General features: G+C 37.2%; 26 protein-coding genes. 6 read left to right on the plus strand and 20 right to left on the minus strand.

Going from position 1 to position 24,094, the window contains the following annotated elements; all coding sequences use genetic code 11:
• Position 1: 1 nt before the first annotated feature.
• The 9 genes from pssE to IGI42_RS18335 form a co-directional block, all read right to left on the minus strand.
• Positions 2-1,282: a PssE/Cps14G family polysaccharide biosynthesis glycosyltransferase gene (gene pssE / locus IGI42_RS18295; RefSeq protein WP_438717428.1), complete on the minus strand. Its 1,281-nt coding sequence runs from the start codon at positions 1,280-1,282 to the stop codon at positions 2-4.
• Positions 1,283-1,297: 15 nt separating this feature from the next.
• A complete protein-coding gene (gene pssD, locus IGI42_RS18300; protein WP_438717429.1) occupies positions 1,298-1,753 on the minus strand; it encodes a PssD/Cps14F family polysaccharide biosynthesis glycosyltransferase in 456 nt (151 codons plus the stop codon).
• Positions 1,754-1,774: 21 nt separating this feature from the next.
• Complete coding sequence (locus IGI42_RS18305) at positions 1,775-2,479, minus strand: sugar transferase (RefSeq protein WP_438717431.1); 705 nt, start codon at positions 2,477-2,479, stop codon at positions 1,775-1,777.
• Positions 2,480-2,610: 131 nt separating this feature from the next.
• Positions 2,611-3,303 carry a helix-turn-helix domain-containing protein gene (locus IGI42_RS18310; RefSeq protein WP_438717432.1) on the minus strand — a complete coding sequence of 231 codons (693 nt, stop codon included), beginning with the start codon at positions 3,301-3,303 and terminating at the stop codon, positions 2,611-2,613.
• A gap of 438 nt (positions 3,304-3,741) precedes the next feature.
• On the minus strand, positions 3,742-4,848 hold the full coding sequence (locus IGI42_RS18315; RefSeq protein WP_438717433.1) for a tyrosine-type recombinase/integrase: 1,107 nt from the start codon (positions 4,846-4,848) through the stop codon (positions 3,742-3,744).
• Positions 4,849-5,393: 545 nt separating this feature from the next.
• Positions 5,394-6,728 (minus strand): MATE family efflux transporter, encoded by a 1,335-nt coding sequence (locus IGI42_RS18320; protein WP_438717434.1) that lies wholly within the window; start codon positions 6,726-6,728, stop codon positions 5,394-5,396.
• A 72-nt stretch (positions 6,729-6,800) separates the two neighbouring features.
• Positions 6,801-7,655: a class II fructose-1,6-bisphosphate aldolase gene (gene fba, locus IGI42_RS18325; protein ID WP_438717435.1), complete on the minus strand. Its 855-nt coding sequence runs from the start codon at positions 7,653-7,655 to the stop codon at positions 6,801-6,803.
• Positions 7,656-7,679: 24 nt separating this feature from the next.
• Positions 7,680-8,504 (minus strand): 5-deoxy-glucuronate isomerase, encoded by an 825-nt coding sequence (gene iolB, locus IGI42_RS18330; RefSeq protein WP_438717437.1) that lies wholly within the window; start codon positions 8,502-8,504, stop codon positions 7,680-7,682.
• A gap of 131 nt (positions 8,505-8,635) precedes the next feature.
• A complete protein-coding gene (locus tag IGI42_RS18335) occupies positions 8,636-9,409 on the minus strand; it encodes a formate/nitrite transporter family protein (RefSeq protein ID WP_438718322.1) in 774 nt (257 codons plus the stop codon).
• A gap of 171 nt (positions 9,410-9,580) precedes the next feature.
• Between IGI42_RS18335 and IGI42_RS18340 the strand changes: the two genes are divergently transcribed.
• A complete protein-coding gene (locus tag IGI42_RS18340) occupies positions 9,581-10,345 on the plus strand; it encodes a DeoR/GlpR family DNA-binding transcription regulator (protein WP_438717439.1) in 765 nt (254 codons plus the stop codon).
• Between the two features lie 123 nt (positions 10,346-10,468).
• On the opposite strand, the gene IGI42_RS18345 is transcribed toward IGI42_RS18340, so the two are convergent.
• Both IGI42_RS18345 and IGI42_RS18350 read right to left on the minus strand, forming a co-directional pair.
• Positions 10,469-11,296, minus strand: a complete 828-nt coding sequence (locus tag IGI42_RS18345; RefSeq protein ID WP_438717440.1) for a sugar phosphate isomerase/epimerase family protein — start codon at positions 11,294-11,296, stop codon at positions 10,469-10,471.
• Positions 11,297-11,318: 22 nt separating this feature from the next.
• Complete coding sequence (locus IGI42_RS18350; protein ID WP_438717441.1) at positions 11,319-12,485, minus strand: iron-containing alcohol dehydrogenase; 1,167 nt, start codon at positions 12,483-12,485, stop codon at positions 11,319-11,321.
• A 222-nt stretch (positions 12,486-12,707) separates the two neighbouring features.
• On the opposite strand from IGI42_RS18350, the gene IGI42_RS18355 reads away from it, so the two are divergent.
• The 3 genes from IGI42_RS18355 (at position 12,708) to IGI42_RS18365 (ending at position 14,600) form a co-directional block, all read left to right on the plus strand.
• Positions 12,708-13,133 carry a hypothetical protein gene (locus IGI42_RS18355; protein ID WP_438717442.1) on the plus strand — a complete coding sequence of 142 codons (426 nt, stop codon included), beginning with the start codon at positions 12,708-12,710 and terminating at the stop codon, positions 13,131-13,133.
• 172 nt (positions 13,134-13,305) lie between these two features.
• Complete coding sequence (locus IGI42_RS18360; protein ID WP_438717443.1) at positions 13,306-13,701, plus strand: tautomerase family protein; 396 nt, start codon at positions 13,306-13,308, stop codon at positions 13,699-13,701.
• Positions 13,702-13,841: 140 nt separating this feature from the next.
• Positions 13,842-14,600 (plus strand): DeoR/GlpR family DNA-binding transcription regulator, encoded by a 759-nt coding sequence (locus IGI42_RS18365; RefSeq protein WP_438717445.1) that lies wholly within the window; start codon positions 13,842-13,844, stop codon positions 14,598-14,600.
• Positions 14,601-14,681: 81 nt separating this feature from the next.
• Here the strand turns inward: IGI42_RS18365 and IGI42_RS18370 are convergent, their stop codons facing one another.
• The 3 genes from IGI42_RS18370 to IGI42_RS18380 form a co-directional block, all read right to left on the minus strand.
• Positions 14,682-15,308: a hypothetical protein gene (locus IGI42_RS18370; protein ID WP_438717446.1), complete on the minus strand. Its 627-nt coding sequence runs from the start codon at positions 15,306-15,308 to the stop codon at positions 14,682-14,684.
• A gap of 616 nt (positions 15,309-15,924) precedes the next feature.
• Positions 15,925-16,326: a DUF4430 domain-containing protein gene (locus IGI42_RS18375; protein ID WP_438717447.1), complete on the minus strand. Its 402-nt coding sequence runs from the start codon at positions 16,324-16,326 to the stop codon at positions 15,925-15,927.
• A 190-nt stretch (positions 16,327-16,516) separates the two neighbouring features.
• Positions 16,517-16,795, minus strand: coding sequence for a hypothetical protein (locus tag IGI42_RS18380; RefSeq protein ID WP_438717448.1), 279 nt, complete (start codon positions 16,793-16,795; stop codon positions 16,517-16,519).
• A 277-nt stretch (positions 16,796-17,072) separates the two neighbouring features.
• On the opposite strand from IGI42_RS18380, the gene IGI42_RS18385 reads away from it, so the two are divergent.
• On the plus strand, positions 17,073-18,188 hold the full coding sequence (locus IGI42_RS18385; protein ID WP_438717449.1) for a sensor histidine kinase: 1,116 nt from the start codon (positions 17,073-17,075) through the stop codon (positions 18,186-18,188).
• 22 nt (positions 18,189-18,210) lie between these two features.
• On the opposite strand, the gene IGI42_RS18390 is transcribed toward IGI42_RS18385, so the two are convergent.
• From IGI42_RS18390 to IGI42_RS18405, 4 genes are all read right to left on the minus strand, one after another.
• The gene (locus tag IGI42_RS18390) at positions 18,211-19,083 is read right to left on the minus strand and encodes a D-alanyl-D-alanine carboxypeptidase family protein (protein ID WP_438717450.1); all 873 of its coding nucleotides are present in this window, start codon (positions 19,081-19,083) and stop codon (positions 18,211-18,213) included.
• Between the two features lie 89 nt (positions 19,084-19,172).
• Positions 19,173-19,847: a response regulator transcription factor gene (locus IGI42_RS18395; protein WP_438717451.1), complete on the minus strand. Its 675-nt coding sequence runs from the start codon at positions 19,845-19,847 to the stop codon at positions 19,173-19,175.
• Between the two features lie 90 nt (positions 19,848-19,937).
• Entirely contained in the window at positions 19,938-20,642 is a 705-nt protein-coding gene (locus IGI42_RS18400; RefSeq protein ID WP_438717452.1) for a M23 family metallopeptidase, read from the minus strand.
• Positions 20,643-20,698: 56 nt separating this feature from the next.
• Entirely contained in the window at positions 20,699-21,328 is a 630-nt protein-coding gene (locus tag IGI42_RS18405; protein ID WP_438717453.1) for a TetR/AcrR family transcriptional regulator, read from the minus strand.
• A 240-nt stretch (positions 21,329-21,568) separates the two neighbouring features.
• Here IGI42_RS18405 and IGI42_RS18410 point away from each other — a divergent pair, with 240 nt between their 5' ends.
• Positions 21,569-22,000 carry a rhodanese-like domain-containing protein gene (locus IGI42_RS18410; protein WP_438717454.1) on the plus strand — a complete coding sequence of 144 codons (432 nt, stop codon included), beginning with the start codon at positions 21,569-21,571 and terminating at the stop codon, positions 21,998-22,000.
• Between the two features lie 210 nt (positions 22,001-22,210).
• Here IGI42_RS18410 and IGI42_RS18415 read toward each other — a convergent pair whose 3' ends face one another.
• Positions 22,211-23,338 carry a 5-methyltetrahydropteroyltriglutamate--homocysteine S-methyltransferase gene (locus tag IGI42_RS18415; protein ID WP_438717456.1) on the minus strand — a complete coding sequence of 376 codons (1,128 nt, stop codon included), beginning with the start codon at positions 23,336-23,338 and terminating at the stop codon, positions 22,211-22,213.
• A gap of 20 nt (positions 23,339-23,358) precedes the next feature.
• The gene (locus IGI42_RS18420; protein WP_438717457.1) at positions 23,359-24,093 is read right to left on the minus strand and encodes an amino acid ABC transporter ATP-binding protein; all 735 of its coding nucleotides are present in this window, start codon (positions 24,091-24,093) and stop codon (positions 23,359-23,361) included.
• Position 24,094 lies beyond the last annotated feature (1 nt).

The raw sequence follows: 24,094 nt of genomic DNA on the forward strand, positions 1-24,094 counted from the left end.
TTTATGCCTTGATTTGAGTCAATAAAAACTGAGGGAAATATAGGCTGATATCAGAATGATTATGGTAATGATGGATATCCTGTTTTGTGTGATACCCTGCTTTGTTCAAATCATTTAACAAGTCACAAATATGTTCTTCATACGTATGCTCTTTATCTGAGTAATGGAGTGCTATCGTTACTGACTCCGCATGTCCTGCATACTTTTCTATTTTTTCATTTAAATGTCGATTAAGAATTTTAAGTTTTTCCTCATCAGCTTGTTCCCCGCAAATAAAACGTAGCGTATCCTCTAACTTATTAGACGGATCAGTAAAATAATCTCCCAATTTATATTGGGGTGCGCCGGCAATAATTTTGGCATTGGGAAATTTTAAGCCAAAGTTCAATGCTGCATAGCCACCTTTGCTAGAACCTGCAAAAATTACTTTTTTGTACCTGCCTTGTTGCACAACTTCTTGAATCAACTTTTCAACAGCTGCTTCTATTGAAAAGCTCATTTCATGTCCTAGATAATAGATTCCTCTTCGATCGTATCCCCAGTCATCTAAGATAAATAATTGGTCATATGAAACATCTTTCAACGTTCTCACGTAGTTGTAACGTGCTGCAACTCCTTTTCGTGTACAGGAGCTAAAAACAACTATTAAGGTTGAACTATTATTTTTCTTAAAAAGATAGTGGACCCGTTCATTTTCTGTTTGAAAAGTCTTTTGTTTTAATAAAACTTGGCTTTTCGTGATCAAGTATTCAACATATTTATTGGCTTTTCCTCGGAAACGGCTGTACTTATTCGACCCTTCCTGGAAGGAAGATAATTCATAAGTCAAGTCTTCTAAATAGGCTGTAGTATTTGAAGAAAATGTTTCAAATGTTCTTTCATGGATCGTCTCCACCAAAGAAGCCAATTCATCCACTTCTTCACAATAGCAAATTAAATTTTGTCCACTAAATTGTGCTAATAACTCAATTTGGTGATTATCGACATGTTCTTGATACTTTGCTAGTCTCGGTACTGCGATGATCTTTTTACCCATTTTAAGTGCTGTGACAATTACACCAGTTCCTCCATGAGTAATGAGAACATCACACTCTTTTAGCTTTTCCTCAAATAAAGATTGATCCAAAAATGGCTGATAGGAAAATTTTTGAGGAAGATAAGTGGAGTGTCCCGTTTGAGCAAATACCTCTTCTTTGATAACTCCGCTTTCTATCAATTGGTCTACTTCTTTTAATAAACGATCAAAAGGAAATTTTTGACTTCCTACGGTTACAAATATCATAGCGACTCCTTTTTGTTAGTAAATTGATCCTAAACAAGTAGCACGTTCATAAAAGCGCAGCATCGATTTCCACTGCACATAAACTTTGTCAGAAATTTTTACCATGACTCTGCCTGTTAACGTTGGCACTTCGGATTTAGCAAAGGATTCAATAAAAATAATCTTCTTTCTACATATCTTTCCTAAAAAACACATTGGCAAAGTCGCCAAAACGCCTGTACTAATGATGACGTCCGGCTTTTCTATAAAGAAAATTTTCAGTGAAGTTAAAAAAATGAATAGAAACCTAAACAACCAAAGTTTCTCCTTGCGCTGAATTTGTGGTACGTAGTAGGCTTTATGTTGCTTGCAATTTACTTTATAGCTCGTTTTTTCAGTAACTATAAAACTTTCGTATTGATTCATTAGCGGTTCTAACATCATTAATTGTTGAAAGTGTCCCCCAGAAGAAGCAGTAAAACATACCTTCATTTATGTCCCCTTCTTTCATTTTTAGTAAGCACCGTTTGGTTTTAAAATAACCAAAAATGTTTTGATAATAATGGAGCAATCTAATTTAATTGAACGCGTCCGAATATATTTTAAGTCCAATTCGACCATGTCTTTAAAATGAAGATCGCTACGACCGCTGATTTGCCAGAGACCTGAACAACCTGGCTTTACGAATAGTCGTTGCATTTCGTACGCATTATATTGACCTACTTCATCAGGCAATGGTGGTCGCGGTCCCACTAAGCTCATGTTTCCCAATAAAACATTTATCAATTGAGGCAACTCATCTAATGATGTTTTCCGGATAAACTTTCCGACTTTGGTAATACGAGGATCATTTTTCATCTTGAACATTGGTCCCTGTACCTCATTTTTTTCTTTAAGGTCTGCAAGTTTTTGTTCAGCTTCCATACACATCGAACGAATCTTATACATCGAAAACTGTTTTCCATCTTTGCCAATCCTTGTTTGTTTAAAAAAGACTTTCCCGCCATCTTCTAATTTAATAGCTAGAAAGATTACCAACATTATTGGTGTAAAAAATATTAGTCCCACTATACTTCCAACAAGATCCATCGCTCTTTTTATTACTAAGTAGCTAATGTCGTTTTTTTTCAACAAGCTTGGTGCTTCTTTTACCGATTGTTGTATTTCGAGAAGCCTTTCGTCGACTTCATTAACCAACCTACCCTTAGTATGATTCACCTAATAACACTCCCTTTAACGTTTAACTCCTAAACAATGAAAACATAATATGCGATCACTCGATTGATCACATATTATGTTTTCACTTTGATGCTTTGACACGTATTCGCCTCCAACCAGTAACCAAATCATTATCGTACAAGATATTTGAAGAAGTTTTCCTTTGCTCGGTAGCCTTTTCCCCATTCAGTAACAAAAAGCGGGGTAGGAATATTTGTTCCTAACAGCTTGTTTTCAATACTTTTTTTCATCATCGACAAGCGACTCATAGTAGACTGATCACATTTACCCCAAAGTCTTTCTGAAGCATCCTCCCGAGAAAGATAATCCGATTCGTTTTCATACAATGCCTGTAAAAATTCTTTTTCTAGACGGGATAACGGTAGATTAGCAATTGACACCTTGTGACCGCCAGCTATTGCATTAGATTCATATTGACCAACCGGGATCGTTTCATTCGCAGACTTCCCACTAAATAACTCTCTTAACTTTTCTTTACTCATCGAGGGTTTAACCCAACCACTTAAATGTATTCGTTCCATATAGCTCTCTTCTTCAGAAGTTGGTTCACTATCTGTTTTTCTAAAAATATTTAGATTGTACTCAGACAGTTGTGAAGAAATCTGTAACACTTCTTTATCCGTTACAAGATCACTTATAATCACAAAGTCAAAGTCCTTTATGTACTCTGTAATGCTTCTTTTTTTCAGCAATCTTTCTAATAAGCACGATGAGCAATATACCTCAAAATTTAAAGACTGCAATTTTTCTTGTAAATTTGACTCTGAAAGAATATTTTTTGTTAGAATCAAAATTCTTTTCATGAACGTATCCCGCCTCTTTTCTAATTATTACTTGCTTCTTACTAAATTGATAAAATGTTTAGCACGGTCTTTTTTTCTAACGAAACAGCAACTACTAGCTGAAATCTCATAAGTAAATAGTCAAACTGACCACTTTTTAGTTAAAAATTTAATTTCTACCTTTAGAAACCTGGACAGCTCAATTCACAAGCGTTTTAGGTTACTTTTTTCGGTTTTTTGATATAATTTTAGTATCTAGGCTATCTTGTTTTTACGAAAAACAAGATAGCCTGTGTAATCTACTGCTATATCAGTGTTTTAAAAGTATCTTGACGATTTATGACGGTTTAAGAAATAAAATTAAACGTAGTTAGCTCCATTGGAAGCGTTTGCAAAAAAAGACCGAAAGAGAGCGGTGTGCTCTCTAATATCACAATAAGTAAGTAGAAGTAGCTAGAATTATAGCGTTGATTTTGACTCTAATAATCGCATGATAGTTATCCGTTGTTCTAACATTGTATCTGCATAGAAATCCAGGGTTGTTTTTGCAGAAGAATGCCCTAATATCGCACTTATCGACGGAATATCAGCTTGCAGCTCCAAACATCTTGTAGCGAACGAATGCCTAAGCTGGTGAAAATGAATGTTGTCCAGACAAGCATCATTACGAATATTGTGGAAATAATAGGTTAGCAGACGTGGTTCACACGGCTGAGAATTAACAGAAAATACATATTCGCTAATGGAGCATTTTTTATGCTCAATTAGTAATTTCCTTAATTTTTTTCCGATTGGAATTGAGCGAATGGCCCTTTCCGACTTAGAAGAATTGACAATAACTTTCGTTTTTTCTGTGTCGTAAGTAGATGGTATACGTTGTAGAGTCTGTTCGACATGAATAATATTGTCTGTCAGATCGACATTCTTCCATTTGAGAGCTGCTATTTCACCTATTCGCATACCTGTGTACAGCGATATGAGTACTGGTAATCCCTTTTCGCCAGCATCAATAGCCGCTTGTTCAATCTTTTTTTGCTCCGTTTTAGATAATGCTCGAACCTTATTTCTCTTCGTTTTGGGTAGTTTTACTACTTGTGCTGCATTAAAAACTAAAGCCCCTTCAGCAATTGCCGCTTTCAAACATCGATTAAACACTTGATAAATAATATGAATTGAACTTGGACTCATTTTTTTTCTTTCTAAATAAGCGATAATTTCGTAACATTTATTTGTATCAATTTCATTTAAAGGTATATCTCCGACAATTGGAAATATATATGTTCTTAACTTATACTCATAACTGGCATAGGTCGACGGTTTCACATCTCCTCTCACAGACGAAAGCCATATAAGAGCCCACTCAAAAAAAGAGATGGCAATGTTGCCTTGAATTTCCTGAATTTCTTGATATTTAGCTTTTAATGGATACATTCTATTTTTTACTTCTTGAAATGTTTTACCATAAATATAGCCATATTTTATTTTTCCATCCAATTTTCTTCCTTTACGATAACGCCCCTCCCATCGTCCGTCTTTTCTTTTATAGATGTTTTCTCCTCTACGCATCAAAAGCGCTCCTTTCCTGACGGCTTAAATGACGGCTAAAAAACCGTCGAATCTACTTAAAATCTGGTCAAATTTTAAAAAAACAAAATTCTTTTACAAAAACATCGTATTTGAAAGCGAAACAAAATTTTTTTTTAAAACTATTGATTCATAATTCTTTATAATATATAATCGATTTGGATAAATACGAACATTTCTATGGAGATTTTTTGATTTGACCGAAAAAACTTTCTTGTTTTTCGTAAAAACAAGATAAAAAAAACATCGATAATCATTCCTTATTTCTATGTATTGAAGAGTGACATTTTTTTGCAACTTTGTAATATATTACAGGTTTTAAACTTATTATAGAAGATAATTGTTTGCTTGAAAAGCTATTTAAAGCACAAAAAAACAAATAATCATCGCAATTCCATTAACTCAGGACGATTATTTGTTTCCAAAACGGTTCTTATTACAAAATAACACTTCTTAGACAGGTAATTATTAGACTGATTACCTTTTTTGATTATAAAAAAATCACAAAAAAAACAATTTCAACAACTTCATCCTCTCGTCAACTTATAAATCCACTTTCCGTAATTTACTTTTAAGAAAACAGGCAGGCATTTAAAAAGTTGATCAGAATTTAAAGCAAAAACAACTACTGCTGGAGAGGCTTTGAAATAAAAAGCTAATAAGTAAGACAACGGAATCACAATCAACCAGCTGCTTATGAGATTCATTTTGATGATAAAGATCGGATTTCCTCCACCACGGATTATCCCTTCACTAGTGGGCATCTGGTAGCCCATGCCTACATAGATGACACTAAGTATGACTAAAAATTGATTCGCCATCTCTCGAGTAGCTGGCGACAGATCATAAAGCCCTAAAATTGGAATTCTAATAAAAAATAGAACGATCCCGCCCACAACACCAATGGCAAAGAACATTTTCTGTAACCTTTTGGAATAATAGATCACTTGCTCTAAATCACCTGTACCTATTTCTTTACCAATAATAATTGCTCCTGCAGAAGCTGCTCCGACAGCCCCACCTTTTACCAACAAAAATAGAACTGAGGCGACACTGTTAGCAGCAATTGCTTCTGAACTCATGTATCCTAAAATTGACGTTTGCAATCCTGTACTTAATCCCCATAGACCTGATATTCCCACCATTGGTACGACTAATCGGAAATAATCTTTTCTAAGAAGCGGATCAAAAGTTAAATAGTCCCTTAACTTGCTTTGCAGTGTTTTATCTCGTAATTTCAAATAAATTAATAATAATAACAATTCAACAATTCGCGCAATCAGCGTCCCCACTGCTGCTCCTTTAGCGCCCATTTCAGGTGCTCCAAACTTACCGAATATTAATGTATAGTTGATACAGATATTCAAAATGAAAGCGATAATTGACAATTGAAAGCCAATCTTTACAATTTCCACACTGCGCAGCGAGGCCAATAAAATCATAGTAATCGCTAAAAAGAAATAAGAAAAACGCACAATCATTAGATAGTCAACGCCTTGGTTGATGATTTCTGGTGAAGTAGTAAAAATACGCATCACCTGTTCAGGAAATAGTGAAACGCCTGTAAATAGCAGTAAGGCAACACCCAATGTAATTTTTACCGCAATCGCAACTATCTTTTTAATAGGATCGATTCTGCCGGTTCCCCAATATTGACTGCTGATCATCACCACGCCTTCGCTCAAGGCGTTTAGGATCTGCTGGTAAAAAAACTGTACTTGATTAATCGCAGCCACACCAGATAGAGCGATTTCACTGTAGGCACCAATCATCATATTATCCGTCAGATTAACACTTAAAGTAACAACGTTTTGGAGTACAAACATAATATATAAAGAAAAAAAGCGTTTTGTAAACTTCATGATACCCTCCTAGCATTGTAGTTTCTTCTATTAAAAGAGCTGTAGACGATAGAATCGTCTACAGCTACTTGCTTATGCTTTTCCATTGGACCCAAATTCATCCATCTTCATTTTGACTATCCGGCTGATAGCTTGCTCGCCGGCTTCGATTAATTGCCTTGGCTCATGAGAATCCGGATATTGTGCCATACTTTTACGCACAGCATCAATCCAACCAATATTCATCTCCGTATTAATATTCACTTTAGCATGGCCTTTACCAATGGCTTTTTTCAATTGCTCTAAAGGAATTCCGCTAGCACCGTGCAATACAAGTGGTACTTTGATTGCGGCTGCTAGGGCATCCATTTCCTTAAAACCTAGCTTTGGTTCCCCCACATATTTCCCATGAACAGAACCCAGTGCAGCTGCTAGGGCATCTATCCCAGTTTCTTCCACTAATTGCACTGATTCATCAAAATCGGCATAGTTGATCCCGCTAACTAAACCATCTTCATTACCACCAACCGTTCCTATTTCTGCTTCGACGGTTACGCCATTTTTATGCGCATGATCAACCACACGTTTTGTGTCTGCGATATTTTTATCAATTGGATCATGGCTGCCATCGTACATAACCGAGCTATAGCCAGCATCAATCGCCGCAAAGCAGCGGGAAATTGTTTGCCCATGGTCCAAATGCATGACTACAGGGACAGTGATTCCTAATTCATCGCCCACATTACTGACTAAATCAGCAATTGTTTTAAACCCTCCCAAAAAATCAACCATGCGATCAGAAGAAGCGATGATCACTGGTGATTTAACTTCCTCAGCCGCCGATAAAATTGCCTTTACCCAGGGAATCCCATTGATATTGAAGTGTCCAATCGCATAGCCTTCTGCTTGAGCCTTAGGCAACACCTCATTCAAAGTTACAAATTTCATGTCTAACGCCTCTTTTCAACAAGTTTACTGACGATCCAAAATCCATTCATGGGCTTTTTCATTATGAAATTGCCAAATCCGGGTTGGTCCAGCCATAACATTTAAATAGTAGGAAGTATAGCCGTCCGGCACACCCACTGGATGATACCCCTTAGGCACAACAACAACATTTTTATTCTCCACCGACATCGTTTCATCTAAAGAGCGATCTTCAGTATACACTCGCTGGAAAACAAAACCTTGTGAAGGGTTCATTTCATGATAGTATGTTTCTTCTAAGAAAGATTCATTTGGCAGATCATCTTGATCATGCTTATGGGGAGGGTAACTAGAAAAATTACCTCCTTCAGTATAAACTTCAACTACTAGCAAACTGTTAGCTGTGTCTACATCATCAGGTAGAATATTGTGCACTAATCGTTTATTCTGATACTTCCCACGCTGTTCAATAGAATTATCTGCTGCTTTGATAACTTTGATTGGTAATTGTTTTTCAGATGGTGAATAACAAAGAGCTACCCGCACATTATCAGTTTCCGCAGTAATACTGAACTGATGATCATTGGAAATATAAACACTGTCAGTCGGAATCTTTTCAAAAACAGATTCTCTAGTTCCTAAGTTTTTAAAAACCTCTTCTTCCACCTCAACTGTGATCTTCCCTGTCAAAGCTACAATACAAACTTCCTGTTTACCAAGTTTTTCCGGATAAGTGGCGCCCTTTTCAAATTCCAATACCTGAAATTCAATGTAGTTCAACCCAGAGTTTTCTTGACGAATGTTTTGCAGCTGAGTCACTCCTTGTGATAATTCTACTGCCTGTGGTATCTGTTTCAATGAATTAGACATGTATAAATCTCCTTCCTTAATCAAACCCTTTTAGATACTACCAACATTACCCAATTTATTAGTTTTTGTCAACTATTTTTGGTTATATTATAAACACTTTTTGAATATATCTTGATAACAAGAGCCTTTAATTAATCCAAATAACTAGTTGCAGCATTGTTAACCCAGGCATAGCCCAATCCCATGACGAGACCACCACCCAGATAATTACCAATTAATGCAAAAAATAAATTATGGATAACTGAACTTGCCGTAAAGGTGTCCATTCCTCCAGAGGCAAAATAAGCTAGCGAAAAGGCTGGAAAGTTGGCAATCACGTGTTCATAGCCTAAAAAGGCAAAAATAAAAATGACAAAAACAATCGTCATTACCTTTCCGGCATCGTCCTTCATCCGCATACTAATCAGAACCGCAGTATTTACTACAATATTGGCAAAAATCCCTTCGATCATAATCTGTATCGATCCTTTATCAAGCTTTGCAGCAATTGACTCAAATAGATAACTATCCGCTGGCAATCCTTGAAATGCTCCCGTCTGAGCCAACAAAAAACCTACAAGAACACCGCCAATCAGGTTAAAGAGAATACAAAACCCTAATATTTTCAGCGCTTTACTTACCCTTAACCGCTTTTGATATACCCCAACAGTCATATACATCATATTGGATGTTCCTAATTCAGCATTCATATAAACAATCATTACTAGTGCCCAGCTAAACATGAAGGAATACAAAATTTTTCCCAAACCATGACTTATTTCTTCACCTTTAATAGCTATCGCAAAAGCGACCGCTGTACCTAATGCCAAAAACATACAGGCCATCATCGCTCGGAAAATGTACCGTAATTTAAAATGATCAAACAAGTTCAGTTTCTTTTGGATAGACGCGTCGATTGTTTGCATTAGCAACGAATTCGAGTTCACACTATTCCTCCTACTTACTATAAATTATTTTAAGATACGAAAATTCATCATCATATTATCTTATCTATGTCCAATTTGGTTATTTATTGATTAACTTTGAAAAATATGCTAGTATCGTTACTATATAAAGAACGAAAAGGAGCTTGTACCATGAAATTGAAACGCATTCACGAAATGGAAGCTTACATCCATTCTAGAGGCACCGTCAGTATTGACGAACTGTGCGAACATTTCGATGTATCCAAAAATACCGTCCGCCGCGATTTAGATAAAATTATTCAAGGTGGCAACGTCAAAAAAGTCTACGGCGGAGTGGTCTCTTTAGATATCGATCAACTTCAACCTTACGAAAAACGTGACACTAAGTACGACAAACAAAAGTCGTTAATCGGAAAATATGCTGCTTCTTTAATCGAAGAAGGCGACTTAGTTTTTATTGATTCTGGAACGACCACTCGTCATATTGCTAAGTACTTAAATCCAGACATGTCTTTGACTATTGTCACTAACAATTTAGATGTCATCAATGCGGTGTCAGAATATCCTAATTATCGTATATTTGTTATTGGTAATACGTTTAAAGCAGCGACTCGTTCCTTTGTAAACGTAGAGGATCAAGGATTCTTTGAACGGATAAATATCACAAAGGCCTTCATGGCAGCTTCTGCCCTTTCTGTAGAACGCGGTGTTACTAATTCTGATATGCTCGAATACGAAATCAAGCATCAGATTGTCAATAAAACGCCTCGCAACTTTTTATTAGTTGACAACAGTAAATTTGATCGCGCAGCGCTTCAAACTTATGCATCCATCGATACCTTCGAAGGAATAATCACTGATGTACCGCCGACAGAAAAGTACATCGAATACTGTGAAGCCCACGGTGTAACATTATATTATCCGACTGAAAAATAAGAAGATAGTGTAAAACCGACTTTATGCTACAAAAGGCTCCGCAAACTCGTTCAACTTTGACATTCTGAGACTTTAATTTAAAAAATGATTGAGTCTTGCCCCTATGGCAGATTCAATCATTTTTTAATTGAATCCGGCTTCTTTTAATATATGCAACATGTCGTGACATTCTTCCCAATGGTCTGGATCACTTGACGGCAGTAAGGGATTAACACTGACGTGCTGAACAAAACCGTGATCCGCCAATTCATCATAGAGAATGCCAAAATCAATTGCCCCTTCACCTAGAAATGTTTTTATCTCGGTCATTGAGAAGCCGCCGAAAAGCGTCTCCTCTTTAACATCACTCAAATGAAGAGAACGGACCATTCCTCGCCAATCCTGCAGTACCTTCAACGGATCTAGCTGATGACAAGCGACATTAGCTGTGTCTAACCAAAGGCCTAGTTTGTGGTTTTCTTGAATCATCTGAAAAAGGGTATCCTTCTCAACTGTCAAGCCCTCCCGCCCCGGCTGTATCAAGGTTTCAATTGAAAAAACTGAACGCATAAACCCGCTGAAGAGCTGGAGATTTTTCAGTAAGTTATGCCAGTAGCCTGCTTTCAAATCTTCTCGCAGCTCTTCAACTGTTTTATTTACTCCAATAATTACTTGCAATTCTTTTGTTTCATTTAAACGTAGTCTTGAAAGCAGTTGATAGAACTGGGTAATTAATTTAAGCGTTTTTTCTTCAATACTAAAATCTTCAGCCACCTTAATTGCCGAAATTTTCAAGCCATTACTCTTAAGCTCACCGGCCAATACTTCTGGTGTAATTTCCTTAATTTCTTCAAAAGCTAACTCAATCAGCGAGTAACCTAGCAAGCGATACTGCTGTAGTTGTTGTTTCCAACGATGACCATTTCCGCTTGTATCTAAGCTGGTTTGGATTGACACAGGTATGTTCTTCATAAGCGTTTCTCCAGGCTTACGGTTATTTAGCTGAAAATGCAGCTAAATACAATTCTTTAATTTCGTCGTGGGTCGGTACTTTTTTGTTGTTTTGCGGACTTCCGCTAGCTAGCGCATCCATCGCCATTTTGTCTAACACAGCTAAGAATTCTTTCTCATCAATTCCATAGCCTTTCAAATCCGGAATTTGTAAAGTTTCGCAAATTTGGTTCACTGCCGCAATAAACATTTCCGCTGCTTGCTGATCATCTTTATCTTGGGCTTCTGGATAAACAAAACGGGCAATTTCAGCTAAATCAACTAAGATCGCATCTTTTGAAAAGTCTAGAAAAACATTCAGCAGCATAGCATTAGAAATGCCATGAGGTACATGGAATAATGCACCAATTGGTCGACTCATCCCATGAATCAAAGTCACAGAAGCATTAGAAAAAGCAATACCTGCTTCGGTTGAAGCAATCGACATCTGTTCCCGCGCAACTGAATCGCTACCGTCTTGATAAACTTTTGGCAGGTTTTCCATGATTTTTTTAATAGCTTGTAATGAGAACATTTGGGTCATCCCGTTAGCTTTTACAGAAACATAGGACTCCAGCGCATGACACAAGGCATCTAATCCAGTAGCAGAAGTCACTTTGGCAGGTACAGTTAACGTAAAGTCAGAATCAACGATAGCAATGTTAGGTAAAAATTTAACGTCCTTCATCATCATTTTCACGTCAGTTTTAGTATTAGTGATGACTGTTACGTCGGTCACCTCCGAACCAGTTCCCGCTGTTGTTGGTAAAGCAATCACTGGAACACCTTCATTGAAGTCAGTAACTGTTTTTTCACCAATCGCTTCAATCGTTGTATCGTTTGTAGCTAACACTGCTACTGCTTTAGCTGTATCTAAGCAACTTCCGCCGCCAAAAGCGATTACAAAATCACAATTGCTACTATTATATACATCTAATGCTGCATATACATTTTCCTGTGTTGGTTCAGCTGTGATGTCCGTATAAACCGCATAATCTAGTGAAACACCCTCTAAACTTTTCGTAATAATAGTTAAGTGACCCGTTTGTTTCATTAAACCATCACTCACGATTAATGGTTTTTTCCCCAATTTTTGTGCTTCCTCTGCTAAGTGAACCACTGTGCCTGATCCCAATCTTAGGACCGTTGGCATTTGAAATTTGATGTTCATATTCTCATTACCCCCTCAAGTTTGATCTCATTATACTCCAAAACTTAACCAAAAGTCAACAACAAACGAACAACAAATTCGTCGATAAAATGGCAGAAAAGCTCGCAGATAAATAGATAAAGAAGATTTTTCACTAAAAATACGTTTGTTTGTTTGACTATTCACAATTATAACGATATAATACACACATACATAACCAAATTACACTGTAGGGGTGATATTATGAGTAATTTTTTAGTAGATTTTTCAAAAATCGAGGTCGTTTTAATTGATGGGGATAGCTTATTCAAAGATAGTTTTCCAACTATGTCCAACTATACTTCTCAAGTGTTTAGTCGTTTAAGCGAGCACAAAAAAGAGATTCTGTTTTACTCAGAAGAATCGAAACCGCTTAACACCAACGGATTACCCATCAATTTAATCACTAAAGAGGAGTTGCCAAACTTTGAAGTTGACCCTGATTCCTGCATGGTGATTGCTAAAGGTGAGGAGCACCCTTTTCTATTTGACTATGGTTCTATAGTCATCAGCACTGAACCTACAAAGAATCCGATTGTAACAGCTGTCGCTAAGAATAAAGAACAAGAGACCGTAGCGGCTTTTCTTGACCATGCTCTTTTGAAGGGATTTTACTATAGCATTGCTTAGCCAATATCGTTATGTAAGTGTTTTATTTCAGCATCCATGTGAAATGAAACACTTACGAAAGCATCAACCAAAATATACTCATCATTTGAGCAATCTACTTGTTAAATCACAACAGATAGACTATGCTAAGTTTATTGACTGACGCAAAGGTTGTTAAATGAGGAGGAATTTGATGCCATTAATTAAAGTAGATATTGTTGAAGGAAGAACCGAGTACGAAATACGAAAAATGTTGGATGTCATTCATGAAGCGGTGCTGGAAGCTTTTAGTGTTCCTAAAGGTGATCGCTACCAAATCGTTACCCAGCATAAATCTTATGAGATGATTTTAGAAGATACCGATCTAGGATTTACCCGCGAGCAACAAGAGATCGTTGCTATTTCAGTGATTAGCAGGAAACGAGAATGCCAGGATAAAGTTAATTTTTATCAGCTGGTAAAAGAGGGTTTGGAAAAACAGTTAGACTTCGATCCCAAAAATATTCTAATCGCTATCACTGAAAACGGTGATGCTGATTGGTCCTTTGGTTTTGGCGAAGCCCAGTTTATCACTGGAAAATTGCAGTAGTTCTATTAACCGTCTGGAAATCAGACGGTTTTATTGTGCATTCACGGAATCTAACTGACACATATTGGTTATCTATTGATTACGTTTTAGTTATATGATAGTATAGTCCTTGTAAATCTGATTGAAAGGAAGGTTAACTGATGAAAGTAAGAAGACTTCAGGAACTAGAAGAGTTTATCCATTCAGAAGGTCATGTATCGATCGATGAACTATGCAGCCAGTTTCAAGTGTCAAAAAATACAATTCGCCGCGATTTAAATAAATTAGAGGAAGATGGACTAGTTGCTAAAGTCTACGGTGGTGTTTCTTCGTTGAATCAATCCGCAACTTCTTTTAAGAAGCGAGTTGTTGAGCACGAGGTCGAAAAGAAGCGAATTGCTCAAAAAGCAGCAGAAACCATCGAGGATCAAGATATGATCTATATTGATTCGGGCACCACTACCCAACATCTGGTGAATTTTATTGATCCTGATTACCATGTGACCATCATTACTAACAGCCTAGACGTATTGAATCAATCGGTGAACCATGCCAACTGTAACGTATTGTTATTAGGGAATACCTTCAAAAGTACTACGCGATCGTTTATTAATGTACGGGATTGGCCATTTTTCGAACGACTGAACATTAACAAATCATATATGTCGGCAACTGGCGTATCATTGAATCGCGGCGTCACGAATTCCGATGTTTATGAATACAGTATTAAACAGCAAATATTGCAAAAATCCTTGATAAATCATTTGCTAGTAGATACCAGTAAATTCGGTAAGGCAGCATTGGTTACTTTTGCACAAATTACTGATTTTGACACGATTTTTACTGGACCAACTGTTTTACCAACCTATCTTAATTATTGCAAAAATAAAAATGTAAACGTTACAACGGTGCACAACTAACCCCAAAGCTGCTTTGACAGGCAACTTTGGGGCTTGTTTATTTTATCAAAATTTAATCGGCTATCTTATTCCTCTATTCCATTACATTTTTGAATTGCTTGTCCAGGGATTTTCCACATGGTGGGTTACAACAAAATCCGAACGAATCGGTTTTACAAAATGTCTTACACCATCTTTTTTTAAAATATTTAAGAAGCCTAGAATGTACATAATATCGTAACATTCTTTGGAGGTGAGCTTTTTTTCAGCCGCGCTTAACCGCCATTTGTGTTTATTACCTAACCCGTCTTTAAAAACAGCATAGATGCTGATATCTTCTTCCTCTTCACGACTGCCCGAAGACAGCCAAGGCTGCAAGTTTTCTACACCTTTGACATACATTTGAGCTTCTTCGAGATATTTTTCTGGGGTTTCGAACAATCGCTTAATTACGGTTGTCCACTCGTCATTTGTGAAATACACTCGAAAGAAAAAGCATAAATGTCGAACCGACCGCAGATTATCTGACGTTAAAAACAAGTCACGAATCAAGTCTTTTGCTATAAATGAAAAGTCTTCTGTCGTTAGTGCATTACGAACCTGAATGGCTACGGCACTTTGAATAATGTAACCCGCATCCATCGTTTCCGCATAATAATCGGACAGGCGCTTTTCCAATCCCTTTCTTTTCATGGAGAACAATTGCCTTTGCGTGAGCTTTACTCCCATTTTTCTGCTCCTTACACTCATTTAATTAATACGCTTTCATCATAACCCAAAATACTAAGAAAAATCAATCCTATTTCTATTTATTTAATCACCCAAAAAAATAATGACCTTTCTAATTGAAAGATCATTCGCTATATTCGCTAAATCCAACACCTTAAAAACACTCATGATATTATAGATACTAACAAAAAATAAAAGCAGAAAATTCCCGACACCATATAGGGTATCGAAATAGATCCCTTTACAAATAATACGGCCAAAAAGAGCCGCTACCGTAAATAACGACCTCTCCACAAGCAGTCAGAAAGCCAAATAGATGCCCTGCAAGCCCTGAAAAAACAACTGTGGCATTTTAGTCAAAAAACAACTCAGTAAAATAATCCCGCTGTAAGAAGTTATTTGTGTCAGTGGTCCAGGCCTCATATAAATATTCGTAACTACTACTGTTAGTAACATTATTAAAAAGCTACGGACAAAGCCCTTATTTAAACTAACCAGAATTGATTGGCTGGACATTGGGCATAAATTGAAAAACAGTTCGTCTAACTATACACAAGCAGCTATCTTCAGTGCGATAAAACAGATATCACGTACGGAGATAGGTCCCCTGAAGTTTTTATTCGAATTTTCCATAGGTAAACTCGATTTGGTCACCGTCTTTTAAAAATGTTTCTCCAGCACCTTTTTCAGCCCATTCGCTGTTAATCGTATACGTCCAATATAATCCAGCTTTTTCATCTTGTTTGGTTCCGTCAATCGAGATAATCATTCCGTTATCTACTTCCAGCGTATGTTCTTTTTCCATGATGTCAAGCAGGCTAGTCGTTTCAGTTGTTTCTAGCTCTTGATTCGCAACTTCTTGCCCCTCATTTACTACCTTTAAATCAACGTTGATCCTCTCCTGCGTCGATATAGTTGTCGATTCACTAGAGCTTGTCGAAGTATTGCCAGCTGGTGAACAAGCTGTTACGACTATTAAAGATACTCCTAATAACAAGCTAAGTGCTAATTTTTTCATGAATAATTCCCCCACTTTTTATAGATAGTTGATACTTATGAGTTTACCTTATTCCTAGTTTCTAAACAATAGCACTTATTCACTGGGCCTCAAAACAGGTTTACAACTTCCTACTTACATTGAGCGCCACTTGATATAATAAAACTAGCCAACAAAACCTAAGATGAAGTTTTGTTAGCTAGTTTCTTTTTTATTGTCGCAATGGGTCGACTATACCCACGCCATTGTATCCATAAGTAATCCATTGTTGACGGTCTTTTAGATAAAAATAGATGTTCTTTTTCTCCGTGTTCTCTTCACGAGATAACACGAGTTCATAAACGATATTACTGGAGAGCCAGTCGGTATAGTAAATACGAATATTTTCATCCGTTTCGATCTTTTTACCGCAGCAGAAAATCGAATAATTGGCAAAATATTCTAACTTATCTTCTAGACACTCCGTTATATACTGCTCCACGATTGTCACTAAAGGCCCTCCTTTCCAATTACTTCTTAATTGAGTATAACCGATTGTATCATTTTTTGATAACGCTTTCTATAACTTCGATTGTTCTTTTGCTGTCTTTTAAAAATTTGTTCATAATTTCCTATTTTTATAGAAATAGTTAAACTTAATTGAAGATTTGTAGCTTTAAATCGGCATTTAGCGATTGTGAAGAAAGCTTAAGAAATGTCTAGTTTTCTCTTGTTACAAGGTTTGATACACTTAACTTAATAGAACAAACGAAGGAAGGCTGAAAAAAGTGAAGAAAAAAACGAGTCTCTTGTTTTTTGTGTTGATGGGCTTAATCCTTTTGATCGGCACGTATATCTTGTTTGTCCAGACTGAGTTGCATCATCGAATTTTAGATAGTGTTTATGGCACCTTCGTTAGCATCGTTGGGGATGGTTCGGAGGAGCCTTATCGAGTGGAAACTTATATTGATTGGCCAAATGTCAAATTGTTTCTAATTCTTTTTGCCCTGGCAATTATTTTTGTCGTTTCACTGCTCTGTTATTTTCTTTATCGTTATCAGTTGAAGAAAAATACTCAGCATCTTGCCGATAAAATCGCTCAATTCTTTGCTGAAACCGACGCAGTACCCACTGGCGAGCTAGTAATTGACAATGAATTATTGAAAATCAAAGGGAACATTGATAAAAATGAAGAATTGTTAAAACGGGAAACACAGCGGACGAAGGATTTGATTACTTATTTAGCCCATGATTTGAAAACGCCGTTAGCTTCTGTGATAGGTTATCTAAACTTACTCATTGATTCCCCTGATTTAACTAAGGAGCAGTTGCAGCATTTTCTGGCAATTACCTTAGATAAATCCTATCGCTTGGAAAACTTGATTGATGACTTTTTTGATATTACACGATTCAATTTGCAAGACATCGTACTTTATAAACATGAGTTAGATCTTGTCTTATTATTAAATCAGTTGTCTGATGAATTTTACCCATTGTTAAATGACAAAAACCAAACATTACATTATAGTGGACCCGATACTTTAAAACTCTTTGCCGATAGCGAGCAGATCGCTCGTGTATTGAACAATTTATTAAAAAATGCGATGGCTTATGGACCGGTGAATTCTGCGATTCAGATGGTGCTTGCACTAGACTCAGCGGACTCTCTAACCTTCAGCATTACGAATGAAGGTCCCACCATTCCAAAACACCAGATTGAAACAATTTTTGAAAAGTTTTATCGTTTGGACAAATCCCGCTCCACTAAAACTGGAGGTGCCGGTCTTGGTTGGGCCATAGCAAAAGAAATTATCTTGGCTCATCAAGGCACTATAAAAGCCGATAGCGAAAATGGACAAACTACCTTTTGTTTCACCTTACCGTTAAATAGCAAAAACGCGTAGAATTTTTGCTCTACGCGTTTTTCTATGGCAAACTTTCATTATACAATTTGCGGCTTTCACTGATGTTGAATTGTTCAGATTCACTGTCCCCTTGACTGCCGGTTAAAATCAGTAAATATTCTTCCCCATTTATTTGTGCCAAACTAGCTAGACACAAGCCAGCTTTTTTGGTATAACCGGTTTTACCGCCAATTATTTGTCCATTTGTCAGCTCCAGCGATTCACCGCGACTAATTAAGCTGCTGGTGAAATAATTTCCTTCAGGATGACAATTGGTCGCCTTCCCTTGATAAGTCAGACAAGTAAATATATTGTAAAAGATCTCATTTGCTAAAGCATATTCTAAGAGCAGCGCTAAATCCTCAACCGTCGAGTAATGGTCGCCTTTATCTAAACCAATCGAATTGGTAAAATGAGTATTTACCATCCCCAGCTCTGCGGCTTTGCGATTCATTTCAGTGACGAACATTTCTTCACTCCCACTAACCGATATAGCCGCTGTTAAAGTAGCATCGGCGCCGGATGGCAATAAGATGCCATATAAAAGATCACGATAACTCACTACTTCACCTGGTTGAAGGCCGGCTACTGCCAAATTATTTTGGTGTAGGTCTAAAAAAATTTGCTTAGGTACCGTGGTCATTTGATCCAATTCTTCTACGTTTTCAATAACACAAAGAGTGGACATGATTTTGGTTAATGAGGCGATGGCAATTTTTTTCTGCGGCTTTTTTTGATTGATAATGTCTCCATTGCGTTTTTTTAATAGGTAGCAATTTGCCGAAACACCACGAATGTTTACGAAGGCATCGTCTCGCGTAGCAAGTACTTGATAAGTTAACAGACCAGCAAGCAGCAAAACAACAAATGTTAATCCAGCTAGTGATTTTCTCATGGAAAACACCTCCTTATAGACTTATTTAATCATCTATAAGAAGGTATTCTTTTAATATTCACTTAGTTCTGTCTTAAGATATCTTAAGGTTAAATTCTATATCCAACGCCCCAAACCGTTTGGATGTATTTGTGCTTTTCGCCTGTGTCTTGCATCTTTTCTCGCAGGTGGCGAATGTGTACCATAATGGTATTATTCGAATTAGTATAATACTTTTCGCCCCAGACTTCCTTGAATAATTCTTCGGAGCTAACGACCTGATCCTTTCGCTCCATCAACAGTTTTAAAATCGAAAACTCTAGTGGTGTCAGAAAAAGCTCTGCTTCATTTAGAAAAACTTTGCGCTTTTCACTATCTAACTCCAAGCCCTTTACGGTTAAAATGCTGCGTTTTTTACCACTGTATTGAGTAGCTCTTCTAAGCTGAGCTTTTACTCGTGCTACTAACTCTAATGGCCGGAATGGTTTAGTAATATAATCATCGGCTCCAATTGTTAGTCCTGTGATTTTATCAATTTCTTCTCCCTTAGCCGTCAACATGATAACTGGGTAGGTATATTTTTCGCGAATGGCTTTGCATAGCTCAAAACCGTCTATATCTGGCAACATAATGTCCAAAATTGCTAACGAAAATTCGCTACCTTTGATTTCATTTAAAGCATCTGTGCCATTCATACAAGTAACGACGTCATAATTTTCATTTCTTAAGTAAAACTCGACTAATTCTGAGATTTCTTGTTCATCTTCCACTAGCAAAATTTTCACCCGGCTTCACACTCCTTACTTAAATTATGGCATAAATTACTTACGTCTGGGGTGGTTGTAATGTTTTAAAAAAATTTCAATACGTACAATTTACTCTTCTTTACTATAGCGAATTCGATCTCTATTGGTAGGAACGCCATTTTTTGTTTCCAGCCATTTTCCAGCTTGATAAATTTCATAGGTTTCAAAAGCACAAGGCAAACCTTTTGCTTTAGTAATATCACTGCTATCCATCAATTGAAAATGTAGATGAGGACCAAATGAATTGCCCGAATGGCCTACTCGACCAAGAAAATCCCCTTTTTTCACCGACTGACCTACAGTTACTTGAATTGAACCCGTTTGTAAGTGACACACTGCTGCGTAAACTTTTTCTGTATGTTTAATAATAATGTGATTGCCTGCAACTGAACGAGGGTCATCAGTCATTGGATCGAAGTAGTGGGCATTTTGATAAGCATTTTTTAAATCCGAGCGAAGATTGGTTCGTGTGCGTTCTGGATAGTTATCTTCTGCTGTAGTTACAATACCGTTACAGGGAGCATAGATTGCCTTACCCCAGCAATAATAATCATTGATTGGCAAACCGGTAGTTAAGTACTTCGCCAGACTGCTGCGATAAGACGGCCAGCCACGACGATCCCAATCAACTTGAATAAAGTCATAGGCATACCTAGTTCCTAGTCGATCAGTTCCATGACTTGGTATCTTCGTACCAGGGGTATTGGGTGATTGCCACTCTCCTCGTAGCGGAAATTCTACGACAAGGGGATGAAGCATTTTAGTATTTCTCATTGATCTTCTCCAGACTTATTTTGGCAAAGAGATAGTTGTCATTCCACTTTTTCTTGTTAATTATGTGCAGAACTATAAAATAGCTTTTTCAATTCATTTAGATGGTCATCTAAGGCGACTATGATTGCCTGATCGTCTAACTCTTTATTTCTATCCAACTTAATTTCTTCTACAAGTTGATCGGTAAATCCAATATTGGCCCATAGGATAAATTGCAGGCTTTTTTCAATAGCTAGTTCGGGTCTGAATTTGCTGGTATCAATCCCCTCAAAGAGCTGCTGATTACAATGGGAAGCTTTGGTGTATTTTGCTACTTCACGATTGATTTCTACTGAGTTGGTTTTAACAGATAACTGATCAAATTCCAAAATCCAAGGGTATTGCTTAATCAGTTGAAGCTGAAGCAGATAAGACTGTCGCAATCGCAAAAAAATATCATGTTCTTTAAAATCTAACTTCCTAAAATAGTTTTGTTCTAAAAGATCAGTGAAGTACTGATACGTCGTTAAAAAGAGTTCCTGTTTATTTTTTACGTAATGAAACATCAAAGCTTTGGACATATTCGCATCTTTAGCAATTTGATTGGTAGAGGCCTGGTCGTAACCTTTTAATGCAAATTCTTTTAAAGCAGCATTCAGCACAGCATCTCTTCTTTGATTATCTAACTCTAATAATTGTACAACCATTTTTCGCTCCTCCCAAACATTTTTTGACCTATTAGGTTAATCCTAGCATATACTCATTTACCTAACAGGTCAACAGGGGTTCACACTCATCCACATATTAAATTTTCTTTCAGAAAAACTATCATAAACAGACATATTTGATAAAATTAAGCGCTTCCCATTAAAATAACACTTGTAATCTACTGTAATATGTATTAATATCTTACCATTAAAATAAATATAGATAAGGACTTATAAAAGATGACTTATTCGATGACTACTCAAGAGTTTGTAGCTCTTGCTATGACAGAACCATTAGATGTATTAGATCTTAGAGACCCAGATTTATTTGACATAAAAGATATGAAAACCCAATCGGCGATCACTCGCATTCCTTTGACTGAATTAACCAGTCGTTATCAGGAATTGGACTCGACAAAAACCTATTACTTATTTAGCCAATCAGGCAAACGTGCGAAAACAATGGCACACTTTTTAAACGAGAATGGCTACCAAGCGGTCAACGTGATCGGTGGCGTAAAAGCGGTAATGAATTATTTAGAAATGTTCCATCCCGATCAGGCAAATACGGTCGAACATCCAGCTAACGATGTTTTATCTCGTAGCTTGATTATTATTCAAATGGTTAGTAAAAAACAGCAGCAAGCTGCATCAGATACTGAACTAGTTTAGATTGATCGCTTCCTCATTTACCACTGTGAGAATTTTTTAATTGAACTAAATGGACTGTATCGTTGTCACTCCCTTCAACAGTCTTCCTACTTCTAAACTCTTCGTTTACTCCCTGCCTAGTAAAAAAATTCTCACAACTAAAAATGAGTTTTTTTGCTACGGAAAAAGCCGAAAAGGTATTCCCTTTTCGGCTTAATCATTTTGTACTATTTACCATACTTTTTCCGCAATTTCCTGCAAGAAACTAAGCTTAGCCCATTGTTCTTCCTCGGTTAACTTATTGCCTTCTTGCGTCGAAGCAAAACCACATTGGGGACTAATCGCTAAATTCTCCAAGGGTACGTACTGAGTCGCTTCTCTGATCCGCTCAATAACAGAAGCTGCATCCTCTAGTTCTGGATATTTAGAAGTGATTAAGCCTAAAACTACTTTACTTTGTGGATTGTTCCAATAACGTAACGGTGCAAAATCACCCGCCCGATCGGAATCATACTCTAAGAAAAAACCGTCATATTTAGTCGAAAACAACGCCTCAGCAATTGGTTCATAGCCACCTGAGAACAACCAAGAAGATGCGTGATTCCCCCGGCAAATGTGGGTCGTGATGGTCAAATCTTCAGGTTTTTCTGCCAAAGCGCCATTAATAATTTCAGCGCAAATCAGGGCAATTTCATCAGGATCAATGCCTTTTTCTTTTAGCTCAGTTCGTTTACTAGTATCTGCTAAGAATGCCCAATTGGTATCGTCAAACTGAAGATAACGGCAGCCGCTTTGGTAAAAGGCTTGAATGGCAGCTTGATAGGTCTGAGACAAATCCTGATAAAACTCTTGCAAATCAGGATAAATGGTCTCAATTTTAGAAGTACCGTCATTGGCTAATAGCTCCTGACGTAAAATCATGGTAGGACTAGGGATAGTTGCTTTCGCATAATAGCCCTCTTTTGTTTCTACTAACTCTTTCAAATAAATAAAATCAGCTAAAAATGGATGATTGGGGTTAAAAGAAATTCGGTCTTCTACCCGGATATTGTAAGAAGGTGCAGCTTTTCCATGGAACTGCTGATTGTAGCCTGTTTCTGGAACGTAGCCTGTAACACCGTTTAAATTTTCAAGAAAATCAATGTGCCAAAATCCCCGACGAAACTCGCCATCGGTAATCCCTTTAATTCCAGCAGCTTTTTGTTTTTCTACAAGTGATTCAATCGCTTGATTTTCAATTTCGCGTAATTCAACTTGTGATAGTGTTCCCGCAGCTACTTGCTGGCGGGCTTTTTTTAGCCTTTCAGGTCGCAAAAAACTGCCTACATGGTCTACGGTAAATGGAATCGTGTTTGTCATTAGTAATCATCCTTTTCTGGTTATTGAGTCACTCGCTGGATAAATTGTTGAATTCGTGCACTATCACTAGTGAAAAAGCTCTCTGTAGCGCCATCGTAAAAAATAGTCCCATTTTCGATAAATAGAATACGATCAGCGATTTTTCGGGCAAAATCAACGTGGTGAGTCACAATAATTTGGGCGTTGCCCTGATCTGCTAAATTTTGAATAACCGCTAATACTTCTTGGGCCAATTCAGGATCTAAGGCACTGGTTGGTTCATCATATAAAATGAACTTAGGCTCCATGGCCAGTGCGCGGGCGATTGCTACCCGCTGCTGTTGACCGCCGGACAATGATTTAGGATAGCTGTCATTTTTTTCAGACAGTCCGACGAGCTGCAACAATTGTTGTGCTTGTTTCTTTGCAGCAGCTGGTGGGACTTTTTTTACTTGTATCGGCCCTTCCATCACATTTTCAATAACGGTCAAATGGGGAAACAGATTAAAAGCCTGAAACACCATACTAAAATTGGCTCGATGTTGCCGCAATTCTTTAAAAGGCAGCTTTTTAGGAAAAGTTAACGTCTTATCCTCTAGTTGAATTTCTCCTTGATCAGGCTGCTCCAATAGATTAATCAACCGGAGCAAGGTACTTTTTCCTGAACCTGATGGTCCGAGAATGGCGGTGGTTTTTCCCGCCTCGAAACTTAATGAAATGTTTTTTAAAATGGGCTCATCCGTAAATGATTTTGTTAGATTTTTAAGTGTCAGCAAA

The organism is Enterococcus sp. AZ109, from assembly GCF_051714625.1.
Lineage (GTDB): Bacteria > Bacillota > Bacilli > Lactobacillales > Enterococcaceae > Enterococcus_A.

Coding starts and splice junctions, on each gene's coding strand:
- IGI42_RS18320 (WP_438717434.1), bottom strand. CDS start 6,728: ATGAAGTTTACAAAACGCTTTTTTTCTTTATATATTATGTTTGTACTC.
- pssE (WP_438717428.1), bottom strand. CDS start 1,282: ATGATATTTGTAACCGTAGGAAGTCAAAAATTTCCTTTTGATCGTTTA.
- IGI42_RS18340 (WP_438717439.1), top strand. CDS start 9,581: ATGAAATTGAAACGCATTCACGAAATGGAAGCTTACATCCATTCTAGA.
- fba (WP_438717435.1), bottom strand. CDS start 7,655: ATGAAATTTGTAACTTTGAATGAGGTGTTGCCTAAGGCTCAAGCAGAA.
- IGI42_RS18360 (WP_438717443.1), top strand. CDS start 13,306: ATGCCATTAATTAAAGTAGATATTGTTGAAGGAAGAACCGAGTACGAA.
- iolB (WP_438717437.1), bottom strand. CDS start 8,504: ATGTCTAATTCATTGAAACAGATACCACAGGCAGTAGAATTATCACAA.
- IGI42_RS18315 (WP_438717433.1), bottom strand. CDS start 4,848: ATGCGTAGAGGAGAAAACATCTATAAAAGAAAAGACGGACGATGGGAG.
- IGI42_RS18355 (WP_438717442.1), top strand. CDS start 12,708: ATGAGTAATTTTTTAGTAGATTTTTCAAAAATCGAGGTCGTTTTAATT.
- IGI42_RS18375 (WP_438717447.1), bottom strand. CDS start 16,326: ATGAAAAAATTAGCACTTAGCTTGTTATTAGGAGTATCTTTAATAGTC.
- IGI42_RS18415 (WP_438717456.1), bottom strand. CDS start 23,338: ATGACAAACACGATTCCATTTACCGTAGACCATGTAGGCAGTTTTTTG.
- IGI42_RS18390 (WP_438717450.1), bottom strand. CDS start 19,083: ATGAGAAAATCACTAGCTGGATTAACATTTGTTGTTTTGCTGCTTGCT.
- IGI42_RS18350 (WP_438717441.1), bottom strand. CDS start 12,485: ATGAACATCAAATTTCAAATGCCAACGGTCCTAAGATTGGGATCAGGC.
- IGI42_RS18410 (WP_438717454.1), top strand. CDS start 21,569: ATGACTTATTCGATGACTACTCAAGAGTTTGTAGCTCTTGCTATGACA.
- IGI42_RS18370 (WP_438717446.1), bottom strand. CDS start 15,308: ATGGGAGTAAAGCTCACGCAAAGGCAATTGTTCTCCATGAAAAGAAAG.
- pssD (WP_438717429.1), bottom strand. CDS start 1,753: ATGAAGGTATGTTTTACTGCTTCTTCTGGGGGACACTTTCAACAATTA.
- IGI42_RS18365 (WP_438717445.1), top strand. CDS start 13,842: ATGAAAGTAAGAAGACTTCAGGAACTAGAAGAGTTTATCCATTCAGAA.
- IGI42_RS18345 (WP_438717440.1), bottom strand. CDS start 11,296: ATGAAGAACATACCTGTGTCAATCCAAACCAGCTTAGATACAAGCGGA.
- IGI42_RS18335 (WP_438718322.1), bottom strand. CDS start 9,409: ATGCAAACAATCGACGCGTCTATCCAAAAGAAACTGAACTTGTTTGAT.
- IGI42_RS18405 (WP_438717453.1), bottom strand. CDS start 21,328: ATGGTTGTACAATTATTAGAGTTAGATAATCAAAGAAGAGATGCTGTG.
- IGI42_RS18310 (WP_438717432.1), bottom strand. CDS start 3,303: ATGAAAAGAATTTTGATTCTAACAAAAAATATTCTTTCAGAGTCAAAT.
- IGI42_RS18400 (WP_438717452.1), bottom strand. CDS start 20,642: ATGAGAAATACTAAAATGCTTCATCCCCTTGTCGTAGAATTTCCGCTA.